A 13,803-nucleotide genomic window follows, 5' to 3' on the forward strand; every position below is an offset into this window, starting at 1 on the left:
AATAGGGTGAGTCGCCCTAGCTATATCATTAGCGCACAAACAAATCCATAAGACGCGAAACATCCTGTTCGAGGAAAGTATCGTAGTCCAAGGTAGCTGCAAGTATTTCCTTTTGCTGTTTTTCAGAAAATACCCGAGCAAGATTTGTTTTGTATTTTTCAATTAACTTAGGTATTCCTTCTGCCCTCCTTCTTGGATGACCTATTGGGTATTCGACAACTACCTCAGGCAATAAGGTCCCATCAGTCAATTCAATGGTCAAAGCATTTGATATCGCCCGCTTTTGTGGATCGTGATAATCAAGGGTGAATTGAGTATCTTCGATACAATAAATTTTATCGCGCAGTGCATCAATTCTTGGATCAGAAGCGATATGATTTTCATAATCTTCAGCTGTCAGACGTCCAAAGATCAGCGGCACAGCAACCATATACTGAATACAGTGATCACGGTCTGCAGGGTTGTGCAAAGGCCCCTTTTTATCGATAATCCGGATAGCCGCTTCATGTGTACGAATGGTAACACGGGCAATATCCGAAGTACTTTTTCCGAATTCCTTCAATTGCTGATGAAGTAACATTGCTGCTTCGGCTGCAGTCTGTGCATGGAACTCAGCGGGAAAAGAAATCTTAAAAAGAATATTCTCCATCACATATGATCCGTAAGCACGTTGAAATTTAAATGCACTTCCTTTAAAGGATACATCGTAGAATCCCCAGATTGGAGCTGTCAAAACAGATGGATAGCCCATTTCTCCTGTTTTTGCGATCATGGCCAGTCGAACAGCACGTGAAGTTGCATCTCCGGCTGCCCATGATTTTCGGCTACCTGTATTTGGTGCATGCCGATAAGTGCGTAAAGCTTGTCCATCGACAAAAGCCAAAGAAACCGCGTTGAGCAATTCCTCTCTTGTGAGACCAAGGAGCCTACCTACCACCGCTGTTGAAGCTACCTTAACCAAAATAACATGGTCCAAACCCACTTTATTAAACGAGTTTTCAAGCGCCAAAACACCTTGTATCTCATGAGCCATAATCATTGCCTCGAGCACCACTTTAGTTTTCAATGGTTTTTGACCATGCGTAATATTGGTTCGGCTCAACCAATCTGCGACAGCTAAAATTCCCCCTAAATTATCGGATGGATGGCCCCATTCTGCAGCTAGCCAGGTATCATTAAAATCCAGCCATCGAATAATCGTGCCGATATTGAAGGCAGCCTGAATGGGATCCAATTGAAAATTTGTACCCGGCACCCTTGCACCATTCGGTACAATGGTCCCTGCCACAACTGGCCCCAACAATTTAGTACAGGCAGGATAAGTCAATGCTTCCAAGCCGCAGCCGATGGTATCGAGAAAACAGTAAAATGCTGTATTCCAAGCAACTTTTTCCTCAATTTTATAATTTAGGACATAATCCACAATGTCCACTAAAACCTGATCCGGTTGTGGTCTTTCATTTGATATTGCTGAACTCATTCGTGTATTTCGTATAAGACTATCGTTCTATTTATTAATATAATTCGTTTTTTTTATGCGCTAAATTCTTCCTCTCCCCCCTGTTCAAAAAGCACTTTAAACACCTTTCATTAATCCAAATTTACCGTTCGGAAAGAGGTACAAAAGGTCTATCATCGGGACCAATGTAGTTTGCACTCGGCCGGATAATTTTTCCATCCTGACGTTGCTCAAAAACATGCGCTGACCAGCCTGTTATACGTGAGAGAACAAATAAGGGCGTAAACATCTCCGTTGGAATCCCCATAATATGATAGGACACGGCGGAGTACCAATCCAGGTTCGGAAACATTTTCTTTTCTTCCCACATAACTTTTTCCAACCGCTCCGCGATCAGGTAGAGTGTCATGTCTCCTGCTTCTTCCGACAGCTCTCTCGCAACTTGTTTTATCACTTGATTTCTTGGATCCGAGATCGTATACACCGGATGGCCAAATCCAATAATGACTTCTTTATTTGCCAATCGTCTTCGGATATCCTCTTCCGCCTCATCAGCATTTGCATAACGACTCTGAATTTCGAAAGCGACCTCATTGGCTCCGCCATGCTTAGGTCCACGTAGCGCACCTATTGCCCCTGCTATACAGGAATACATATCTGATCCTGTTCCTGCAATTACCCGAGCGGTGAATGTGGATGCGTTGAATTCATGCTCCGCATATAAATTAAGTGAAATTTGCATCGCTCTCACCCAAGACGGCGATGGGACCTTTCCGTGCAGGAGATGTAGAAAATGTCCGCCTAAAGTGGAGTCCGAAGTCTCAACCTGCACCTCACGTCCATGCTGACTAAAGTGATACCAGTACAACAGTGCTGAAGCCATCGATGCCATCAGACGAGTTGCAATATCCCGTGCACCAGCAATGGGATGACTATCCTTTTCTGGCGATACACTACCGAAAAACGAAACATAAGTCCGTAAAACATCCATGGCATGGGCTGTAGATGGCAACTGCTTAAGGACTTGTTGAACAGTAATAGGTAGGCCACGTTGACTGATCAACTGACTTTGATACGTGACGAGTTGTGCCTGTGTTGGTAGACTTCCATAAATAAGTAAGTAAGCAACCTCTTCAAAACTTGCCTGATGCGCCAGATCTAAAATATCATAACCCCTATAATGCAGATCATTACCACTTTTTCCGACAGTACTCAAAGCCGTATTACCAGCTGTTACACCAGAGAGTGCTACACTTTTTTTAGGCTTAAAACCTGCGCCGTTTGTCTCTTCCATCTGAATATAATTATTTGTTAAACAATTGATCCAATCGATTTTCATAAGCATAATAATCGATACTTCTATATAACTCCTCTCTCGTCTGCATATCGTCGATCACATTCAGCTGCCCCCCATCTTCCCGAATATGACGATAAACAGTTGTAGCGGCTTTATTAGCTGCACGGAAGGCAGATAGCGGATAAAGGACAATAGAAACATCCGCTTGACGAAGTTCATCCAGGCCAAACAACGGTGTTTGTCCAAATTCGGTGATATTCGCCAAAATCGGAAGGCCTGTTGCCGCACTAAATTGAACGTATTGCTCCAAATGATGCACCGCCTCGGCAAAAATAAAATCCGCTCCGGCTTCTTTATAAGCCACTGCCCTTTCCAAAGCAAGCTCAAGGCCTTCGGAAGCCAGTGCATCTGTACGTGCACCAATGGCAAAATGTTCATCCGTGCGTGCATCCACCGCCGCTTTCAGACGGTCAACCATTTCAGATCGAGAGACGAGCTCTTTCCCAGGCCGGTGCCCACAACGCTTAGCTCCCACCTGATCCTCCATGTGTACTGCCGCCGCGCCCACTTTAATTAAAGACTTTATTGTACGTGCCACATTGAATGCCGAAGGACCGAAGCCAGTATCAATATCCACCAGCAAAGGAAGCTTACACACGTTTGTAATGCGATCCACATCAATCAAAACATCCTGAAGTGTTGTAATCCCAAGATCCGGAATCCCAAGAGAACCTGCTGCAACACCACCTCCAGAAAGATAAATAGCTTTAAAACCGGCCTGTTCAGCCAAAAGAGCATGATTCGCATTGATCGCTCCAACAATTTGTAATGGTTTTTCATTCTTGATCGCTTCCTTAAAAAGGAAGCCCGGGGATTTTATCATAATATCGAATTTGAAATTCCATGCCCTATAACCTCCTTTAGATACAGGTTACAGCGACTACTTAAGTTTACTTAGTCTGAAGGAATTCTTTTGAGGCCCTTCCTCTTAAAGATACTAATTATCACCGCAATAAAACAAATTATTTTCTACATTAAAGGTCAATGACAGAAGAAAATACGGTAATAGTCCCTATTAATTATAAATAAATTATTTCAGCGGCTAAAGCTTTCCCGCAGTCTGCTAAATGGCCTTAACAACCGTGTACTATTTTTTCTAAGGGAGGATACAGTAGCAATCAAAAAGCCCCAACTTTTGATGTTGAGGCTTTATCAGAAAGGTTAACAGGACGTCTTGCACCGAAGGGGTAAAATTGTCATTAAAACGAGCAAAAAAAAGCGGGATCTTTCGATACCCGCTCAATAAAGCATTTTAAACTAGTTTTTACCGTTATTTTTAGCCCACCATAAGCGTTTTCCCCAGTTATAATCCACAGTCCCTTGCGCAGCTGCTGTAACGTTATCCGTATTATATAGGTATTCATTATTCGGATATGGCAGGCGAAATGGTTGGTCTGTATGTGGAGTTGCTGAATTTTGAATTTTTGAAGGATAATTGGTGCTAGGAATTCCCGTCCTTCTATACAAACTCCAGGCTTCAAAATTTTCTTTAAATAAAGCGACCCACATATCCCAATAGATACGATCCTTCGACCCATCAAATTTTCCCGCTCCGGCTAAATAAGCATTCACAGCTGGTTCAGCAACTTCGTTATCTTCCATAGATAGCCTAACTGCTGTTTCATAGGCTGCTTTAGCTGTAATTCCAACATTATAACCTAATAATGCGGCTTCAGCCAACATATAATAAGTTTCACAGGCTTTATAAAAAGGTACTGCCCCAGCAGGGTTATTGATATAATGGAGTCCAATCCATGAAATTGATGTTGAAGGGGAAGGATTAGTCAACGAACCATTAACAAACCCAACATATTTACCGGCATTATTTTTCTGCGCAATGGACTCAATCCGAGGGTCGTTCGTTTCCGTTAAATGATTGATAAAAATATCAAACATTCCCCAATTGTTGATGCGTTTACCGTAAATACCAGACTCATACCAAGGTTCCATATAAGGCAGATTTCCAGGGAAAAACATTTGACAACTTTCCGCATTGGTCTCAATTAATGGATATTTTGTCTTATTTCCAGCAATTTCCTCTATTGTAGATTTAGCTAATGCCGGAGCAACGGAAGAAATGCGTATTGCCATCCGCAAGCGTAGCGAATTACAAAACTTCTGCCACCTTAACATTTGTGTTTTTACATCCGGACTACCACTATTAGCCTCTCCATAGATGACGTCATAGTTACCAACATCATCCGTTCCAATACCAGCCGCCAATTCATCAGCAATTGATTTGAGATCCGCTAAAACTGCGGGAAAAACATCCTCCTGTTTATCATATTTGGCTTTCAATACCGAACCATCTTCTGGCCGTCCTTTAAATGCCTCTGAATATGGAATATCACCCCAGCCGTCCAATAAATAAGACCACATGTAGTTATTCCAAATTCTTGCTATAGCCCTTGTATTTTTATACCCTTCAGCATTGGCTTCTGTCTTTTTAAGCAGGTCTTTCATTTGGGTGATATTATAGTAGCAAGCAGCCCAACGATTGCCATAGGTATTATTTGTCGGAATCAATCCACTCAGGTTATCTGGATATTGAATTTTAACAATATATCCAGCAAATGTACCATAACCATCAACGTCGCCGCCAAACTGGTCTCCGGCATTTCGCATCACGTTGACCAACATATTTTGTGGTGGAACGTCATTTAAAGCATCCGGATCGGTATTAATTTTCTCAAAATTTTTGGTACAACCTGTCACCAAAAGAACGGCTAACAAAGGCGTATATTTAAATTTTTTAATGAAAGTATTCATAATCATAATTTTTTGGGGTTCTATATCTTAAACTTTATGTATTAATTAAAATGTAAAACCAAGTTTAAGACCTATACTTCTTGAGTTTGGAACTGTCGCTTGCTCAAATCCTACACCTCTAGAATCGCTAGATACACCTCCCGCTTCGGGATCTAACCGCATCGTATTTGATTTATGCACCCAAAGCAAGGCTAAGTTGGTACCCGTTACAGAAATATTAGCCCGCTTAATCCCTTTTATTTTACTATATAAATGTTTTGGTAAATTATACGAAATATAGGCCTCTCTTAATTTCAGGAAAGAACCATCAAAAACATACATTTCGGCAATTCCGCCATTTTCGTACCAGTCCTGCGCTGACGTTTCTATGGTATTTGCAACCCAGCCTCCTTTTCCGTCCGACATTGCAAATCGTTCATTCTTCATCACATCCCGACCTGCTACAATTGCCCTTTCACGAATGCCATCCGCAGCAGTGATTTCAGCTATACCCGTCGCATAACCATGGGACATCGTTTGTGACCAAATATCTCCCCCCTTACGAAAATCGAGCATAAAGCCAAATCTAAAATCTTTAAAGGTGAAGTCATTACGCATCGAAGCCAAGAAGTCCGGCACAGCATTACCAATCACTTGACCATCAAGTGGTGTAGAAACCAGACCGTTAGAACCCACTTTAATAGCACCTTTCATCGGTCCATCTTTTACACGATCGTATCCGGGGCCAACCAAGCTTCCCCAAGGGCGCCCCACAGAAGCCATATTGGAGATGCCCCAAGTCCAACCCTGTCTGTAATCTTTCAAGCCCAATTCAGGATAAAGTTCAACAACCTTGTTATTATCTTTTGAGAAGTTGACAGTTGTTGTCCAATTCAATCCATCTTCACGTTTCAGGATATCACCGCGTAATTGAACTTCAATACCCTTGCTTCGAATTTCTCCCGCATTTAAGAAGATACTACTAAACCCAACCACATTGGAGGTCGTCACTGGAAGCAATTGTTTTTTATTTATTTTTTGATAATAGGTAAGGTCTAAATGAAGACGGTCTTTGAATAATCCAAGCTCAGTACCGATTTCATAAGAAGTGATAGCTTCAGGTTCCAGGCCTTCGATCGCATAGACCATACTCTTGTACATTTGCGCTAGGTTATTATAAGCATCTGTTTGTGCATAATAATAGTTTCCATTTTGATAAGGTTGTGTAGCGTTACCTACTTTCACCAAATTAAATCGCATTTTCCAAAAATTCAAATAATCACTTTTCAGACCTTCAAATGAAGCTGTCGGAATCCAGCTTAAACTTGCCGAAGGATAGAAAAAGGATTTCCGTAGTGTCGATGACCAGTCATTCCGTGCTGTCAGATCCAAATATAATTGATCTTTCCAGCCCAAATTTGCCTGAGCGTAAACCGAATTGGATCGGCCTTTCGAATGATCCATAAACGTGTAGGCATCTCCTATTTTATTCGCAATCGTATAAACGCCTAATACATTTAATCCTTTGGCCCCTAGTGTACTTGTTTCATATTGATAATCGCGGTAGTTAGCACCCAAAATACCTGTCAAACTCAAATCCCCAAATTGTTTATTGAAATTTGCGATAAAATCTGCATTAAAATCGGAATTGCTATTTTTTATGTCATTGAACTTACCATCTTGGTTATCAAAGTTAAAATAAGTCGTCTCAAACATATGTGTGTTATAGTAATCCAATCCTACACGTCCCTCAAATTTCAAAAAATCAAAAGGTTGATAATATAAGGATGTCTTACCGAAAACACGGTTCATCTTCATCGCATTACGGGATTCATGCATCGTATAAAAAGGATTCATATGATAAGCGGAATTCCAATTGTAATAGGTATATTTCCCTTGCGCATCTTTTTGATCCCAATTATTTTTCAAGTCTTGCATATCCACCTGGCGACCAAACCAGATCAGGCCGTTCATTGGATTTGCTGCATCATATCCCTGCGTGACCAAGTTGTTACTTTCTGTACGCGTAAAGTTACTCATAATGTCATAAGACACTTTATCGCTAACCTTATATTCATTGTTCAGCTGGGCAGTATATTTTTTCTGATCTGTATTAGGTACTGTTCCCTTTTGATCCCTAAAGGAAATAGATGCACGTGTAGAAGATCGATCTGATTTGGAAAGCAATGAAACATTATGGTTTTGGGAAAAACCTGTCTGGAAGAACTCTCTAACATTGTTTTTATGTGAATTCCATGCTGTTGCCTGGCGTACACCATTCACAACCGGACTGTTAAACTGTGGTATCAACAAACCAATGTCCATGCGAGGCCCCCAAGATTCATCGATATTATCATTAACACCAATGTTTCCTGTGCCATCAACGTAACTGAATGAATTCTGCGTTACATAATCCTGATAAGATAGATTTCCACCAAATTTCTTAAAACTGTATTCATCCCCCCGTGATCCTTGACCATATAAATTTTGGTACTTCGGTAAATTGGCGGCTCTGTCGATGGAAAAATTACCATCGTATGAAATCTGGACTCCGTTTTCGGCCCGTTTTCCAGATTTTGTGGTAATCATAATAACGCCTGTACCAGCACGCATACCGTATAGTGCTGCTGCCCCACCTTTCAGTACGTTGATGCTTTCGATATCATCTGGATTAATGTCGTTTAGACCCGAACCGTAATCCACCCCAGTATAGGTATTATCTCCGGAACGCTGAGAGTTATTTGTAATAGGAATACCATCCACTACGATAAGCGGTTGCTGGTTTGCCTGTAACGACGTGTTTCCGCGGATCGAAATACGCGCTGAAGATCCGATCGCTCCACCAAATTGGTTTATTTGGACACCTGCAACTTTACCCGCCAATGCTCCTGTTAGACTATGTTGTCCGGCATCTGTCAATTCCTTGGCTTTAACCTCCTGCATGGCATAACCCAACGATTTCTTCTCTCTTGTGATACCTAATGCGGTAACCACCACTTCGTCTAAATTCTCCGCTGAAGATTCTAATGTAATGCTTAAATTCGTTTGATTATTCAGTTGAAACTGCTTGGATTTATAACCAACTGCAGTGACATTTAAAACTCCTCCACCTGTATATGTTAATGAAAATCCACCATCAATTCCTGTCTGCGTGCCGGCACCGCCTCGAATGGTTACCGATACCCCTGGTATTGGTTTGCCATCCTGATCCAACACTTTACCTTTAAGTGCTGTTTGGGCATAAAGCGCAGAACATACTAGTATATTGGATGCTAGTATTGCAATACTTCTTTTGTTCATAAGCTAGTCTCTGTTAGTTAGTTTAAAATGCTTTTATAAAATCTAAATTATGCAAATGTTAAAACAGAGCACGCTATGATATTGACCAATATTACCCATATTTTAACATCAAATGTTAAAATATTACAAGTCTAACACAGCTAAATTTAAATCATTGACCTTCCACAAATAAACCGCGAGCATTTTTCAAATAAAAAAATTAACGCTAAAAAACAAACCCTTGCCAAAATACTAGCAAGGGTTTTCGCTTCAGTAAAACAGTAAAAATAACTTACTTTTCAATAAATTTTTGTCCATGAAAGACGCGTTTTGCCTGTCCCCGTGACACCTCGATTTGATTTTTCCATTTTTGTGCTTTGGCCGCGTTTAATGTGGCCTGCCCTAAATCCCGAAGACGTGCAGCCAGGCGCAGCATTGCAATCTCCTTATTCTGCAATTGGGATCTCGTATCCATCACCTGAACACTTACCCCTGTCGGTGCATGCGTAGCTCTGACGCCAGAACTTACTTTATTGACATGCTGCCCACCTGCGCCGCTACTCCGCATTGTTTGGAAATATACATCTTTCAAATTCAACAGTTTTTCCTTTTCCTCAGGATCGTACATTTTAACGTCGACAAACCAATTCTTCCGTTTGTGTAAAGGACGAAAAGGGCTTTTACACACCCAACAGATTGTGCCAATCCAATGATCAATCAATTGTTCCATATCTCTTCCGCTCAATCTGACGATTAACGAACAAGGAAGTCCATCAACGTCTTCTCTTTCTATTTCCGTGACTTCTACGCCAACTTTACGGCATTCAACAGCGAGTCTATCGAATACTAACCGGACAGCCATATTACATTCCTTAGGACCTCGTCCCGAAGAAATCTGTAGATACCTTTCTTCCATCACCTTTATTTGTCCATACGCACAATCTTCGGACTAAACGTTCCGAGAACATTCACCAGTTCCTCCTGCAATTTCATCACCCGATGAATATCTTTATAAGCACGTGGCGACTCATCCAATGCGCCCCCGATCAACTCCACACCACATGCTTCCAGCTCTTTCAACATGGCGCTTTTTGTTAAATTATTTTTGCAGGCAGATCTCGACATGACCCGCCCCGCTCCATGGGATGCCGACTGTAAACTTAAGGGGTTTCCCCTCCCTTCCACAATGAACCCCGGTGCTGTCATCGAGCCGGGAATCACCCCCAACACACCCTTTCCAGCAGGAGTTGCTCCCTTCCGATGAACGATACATTCCTCACCATTCACGAATTCCTTCCATGCGAAATTATGATGATTTTCGATCGTTACCACGGGGTTACATCCAAGTGCTTTAGCCAAACGTCGGTGGATATCCGTATGACAGGCCTGAGCATAGTCCCCTGCCAAATTCATTGCCATCCAATATTCTTGTCCTTCTTGGGTTGATAAATCCAACCAGGCCAAATGCTGCACATGACGAGGTAATGGACACAGTTGGGCAGCCAGACTCGTATAATGTTTAGCGATATGTGCTCCCAGGCCGCGAGAACCACTATGGGATAAAATCCCCAAATACTGCCCTGGATCCATCCCCCATTCGTTCCGCACGGTATGAAGCTCAACAATGCCCATTTCGACAAAATGATTTCCGCTGCCAGAAGTCCCGAATTGCCTATAAGCTTTCCCCAACAGGGATTTTAACAGCGGGATTTCCTGAAATTCCGTCCTACTGAAAATGATGTGATCAGACTTCTCACGATGCGTGTCGGTTAAACCAAATTTGGTATTTTCCTTCAATATATTTCTCAGTTGAAATTCTCGTCCTTTAAAATAACTGCCAGGTAAATCGAATATCGACAGGCTCATCCGGCAACCGATATCCACCCCGACACCATAGGGTATAACGGCATTTTCTGTAGCCAGCACCCCACCGATGGGAAGCCCATAACCTGTATGTGCATCTGGCATCAATGCACCTTGCCTTGAAATAGGCAATTGCAATGCATCGTACAATTGTCTTTTCGCCTGCTCATCAATTTCATTTGCACCAAATATGTTAAATGGAGCTCCATGCGCGCTCAGCTCCCGGACACGTATTTCTATGGGCTGCACCAGTCCTTCAGAAAGCTTTCCCCATATTTTATGCTCCATAAATCGCTCTGGAGCTTCTAAAAGCTCAGCAAGTTCAAGAAGAATGGTTTCTTTATTTTCTTTCTTTCGATACCTTGTGATCAGTCCCAAAGCTGTGTTAACTATATTATTTTGTGGAAAACCTATTTTTATTAGATCTTTTCCAGATAATTTACTTCCCATTTTTTGTAAAAAACATACATAATTAGCCACCAATTCCATCGTAGAAATCGGCAGCATTTTTGAAAAAATTTCGGGAATATTCTTTTAGAGATAACGAATCTATTAAACAAATGCTCTTCATTATGCACAGTTGATTCGTGCGAAAGAGCGGATTATAAACACCTTTTCAGAAAGCCATATGCCCCTAAAGTGTCTAAGTTGTATGAATAGAAACGAAAATAAGGAAAAATAAAAAGCCCGAATGAACTTCGGCTTTTTCATCTGTATTAATTGGTTTTCCAAAAGAAGTGAAGCGATCCGATTATTTATTCCAGCGGATTGAACAAACACGATGTGCTCCAATTTTGAAGAATGTCTTAACTATGACAAAAAGCACGAAGATTGCTTTCAGCAAATCCATTTGCCTTAAAAGCTTGCGGTGTTATAATCTTGGCGACCAACATATCTCTTCGTGTTTAATTGTTAAAATACTATTATTGACAGCAAAGATAAATAAGTTTTATTTAAACTTTTCATATTTGCAAAAATTTAATTCGGGTTAAATGGAAGTGGATCCTTTAGCACAAATTTAAAGTCGCGTGTATTCCCGCCTCTGGTTACGCGGAAACGCATTTCCTTTCCCTCTTCTGATTTAAAAAGATTGTGGATCGACTCCAGGGAAAATGAAGATGCAGGTCTACCATTGATCCTTATAACCTTATCTCCCGGCATTAGTCCTGCGATTGCCGCAGGCGAACCATCACGAACCGTCGCAATTTTGTACATATTCCGTAGTACAAAGCGATACTGCACGCTGTTGCCCATTCTTACCTCTGTACCGCCATCTTTTTGCAGAACCACGGGTATTTCTTCTTTTTCGTATTTAATGCCATCGTGGATAATTTCTAAGCCACTCATATTCAAATAATAAAAGCGATCAAAATCTTTATTCTTATGAAGGTATATGGATTTGTTGGGGTAATCGAATACGACCTTAAATCGGCGTAACAACTCATTTCCAATGGAACCTACCCTTTCGCTCACAAATGTTGCATGCTGTAACGAACTCAATTCGGGATAGGCTACGAGGGGATAATCCATTGTAAACGGCCCAAGTTCGAGCGATCGGATTCGATTTCTTTTTCCATAAATCTCACCGTTAAATCCTTGCCCTATGTAGTCATCAATAAATGGAGGCTTAATATCAAAATTATTTAGCTTGGAAGGAATAAGCATTAAGGCATCGCTATTTCCCATGTCGATCAATACACGACCATCAATAGCCACATCGCCCTGTTTAAAAGCAACCGAAGTATAGGGGCGACTGTTTAAAATATCCAAGGGCAAACGCTGCATCTTCTCAAGCCCCTTAGGCTTGTTCGCCCTTGGATATAAGGTGATGCGATGTTTTTGAAAATCCATTTCGATCATTTGGTTTTCAAAAAAACGACTACCCATAATTCCATTCACTTCCACGCCTATCCGGGTAGAAATATCAATATGAGCATTTTGAAGAATATAGATCGGTTGATCCAAATCTTCGTATACGCCTGCAATATTCACGTGATTGCTGACGGATAAATAGCCATCCAAACCCTCTTCCCGACCCAAGCCCTGAAACTTATTAACAAAAACAGCGCTATCAATTGACTTTAATGTTTCCCCAAATATCATGGTTTCTTTAACACCTGTATCCAACAGGAAGTTCATCATATACCCGTTTACTTGCACAGGTATAATGACTAGGTTATGAACAAAAAGAAAAGGAATTTTGACATTCTTTTTCCCGTTTAAGACAAACCCCACTTGTCCCTGCGTCATGAAAAAACACAACAGTGCCAGCGATAAAAAAACTGTTTTCATCCAAGTTTATATTTGGTATTTCCAATTTAAACAAGAAAATTCAGATTAAAGAAAGTTTATAAAAAAAAGCCCGTCTTACTGCCAATTCAACGGTAGGCAATTTATCTTTCTTATCTACAAGTCTGGTTGAGGATTACACCTACGTTACCGTTTCTTTGCTCTTTTATTGCTCTTTTATTGGCATTTTATCGTTAAAACACCAAAGAAAGACCAGAGAAACACCAAAGAAAGACCAAAGAAAGACCAAAGAAAGACCAAAGAAAGACCAAAGAAAGACCAAAGAAATACCAAAGAAAGACCAAAGAAATACCAAAGAAATACCAAAGAAAGACCAGAGAAACACCAAAGAAAGACCAAAGAAATACCAAGGAAACACCAAGGAAACACCAGAGAAATAGCGAACGAATACCCAGGAAGGTCTAATGAAAGTCCCTATAATAAGCGAAGAAACACCAAAGAACAAGCTATAGCTATTGTAGCAAATTCGGATCAAAGAGCGATCAGATTAACTCTTTAGACACTGCTTGTTCAGTGCTTGTTCAGTGCTCGTTCAGTGCTTGCTCAGTGACAACTGAATAAGTAATGACTAATCACTGTCTAAAAACTGCTTGAAAACTGGTATTAGGTATACGTTGGTATTAGGATATATCCGTTATATTGTCTATCTTGATAAGTTATTATCGGGGTATTGTCGAAATCATCAGGCCAGAAAAACATAGGTGTATAAAAAAAGCCTCTTTACGTATCGTAAAGAGGCTTTCAGTACCCGGAGCCGGAGTCGAACCGGCACGGTTTCCCACTGGTG

Annotated in this window: 9 protein-coding genes; all 9 read right to left on the minus strand. The window is 41.1% G+C overall.

All coding sequences use genetic code 11. From position 1 onward, the window contains the following. Positions 1–28: 28 nt before the first annotated feature. A complete protein-coding gene (locus BGP15_RS14125) occupies positions 29–1,480 on the minus strand; it encodes a bifunctional 2-methylcitrate dehydratase/aconitate hydratase (RefSeq protein WP_286769892.1) in 1,452 nt (483 codons plus the stop codon). A gap of 121 nt (positions 1,481–1,601) precedes the next feature. Further along, on the minus strand, positions 1,602–2,753 hold the full coding sequence (gene prpC / locus BGP15_RS14130) for a bifunctional 2-methylcitrate synthase/citrate synthase (RefSeq protein WP_112376587.1): 1,152 nt from the start codon (positions 2,751–2,753) through the stop codon (positions 1,602–1,604). Between the two features lie 10 nt (positions 2,754–2,763). Further along, positions 2,764–3,639, minus strand: coding sequence for a methylisocitrate lyase (gene prpB, locus BGP15_RS14135; protein WP_070565348.1), 876 nt, complete (start codon positions 3,637–3,639; stop codon positions 2,764–2,766). A gap of 434 nt (positions 3,640–4,073) precedes the next feature. Beyond that, entirely contained in the window at positions 4,074–5,585 is a 1,512-nt protein-coding gene (locus BGP15_RS14140) for a SusD/RagB family nutrient-binding outer membrane lipoprotein (RefSeq protein ID WP_070565667.1), read from the minus strand. Positions 5,586–5,630: 45 nt separating this feature from the next. Then, on the minus strand, positions 5,631–8,864 hold the full coding sequence (locus tag BGP15_RS14145) for a SusC/RagA family TonB-linked outer membrane protein (RefSeq protein WP_070565349.1): 3,234 nt from the start codon (positions 8,862–8,864) through the stop codon (positions 5,631–5,633). 271 nt (positions 8,865–9,135) lie between these two features. Further along, positions 9,136–9,759: a peptide chain release factor H gene (gene prfH / locus BGP15_RS14150; RefSeq protein ID WP_070565350.1), complete on the minus strand. Its 624-nt coding sequence runs from the start codon at positions 9,757–9,759 to the stop codon at positions 9,136–9,138. A 5-nt stretch (positions 9,760–9,764) separates the two neighbouring features. Beyond that, complete coding sequence (locus tag BGP15_RS14155; protein ID WP_286769893.1) at positions 9,765–11,156, minus strand: RtcB family protein; 1,392 nt, start codon at positions 11,154–11,156, stop codon at positions 9,765–9,767. A gap of 528 nt (positions 11,157–11,684) precedes the next feature. Beyond that, complete coding sequence (locus BGP15_RS14160) at positions 11,685–12,998, minus strand: PDZ domain-containing protein (RefSeq protein WP_083295902.1); 1,314 nt, start codon at positions 12,996–12,998, stop codon at positions 11,685–11,687. Positions 12,999–13,161: 163 nt separating this feature from the next. Further along, on the minus strand, positions 13,162–13,491 hold the full coding sequence (locus tag BGP15_RS14165; protein ID WP_286769894.1) for a hypothetical protein: 330 nt from the start codon (positions 13,489–13,491) through the stop codon (positions 13,162–13,164). Between the last annotated feature and the right edge of the window lie 312 nt (positions 13,492–13,803).

This window comes from Sphingobacterium sp. 40-24 (assembly GCF_001899705.1).
In the GTDB taxonomy this organism is placed as follows: Bacteria; Bacteroidota; Bacteroidia; order Sphingobacteriales; family Sphingobacteriaceae; genus Sphingobacterium; species Sphingobacterium multivorum.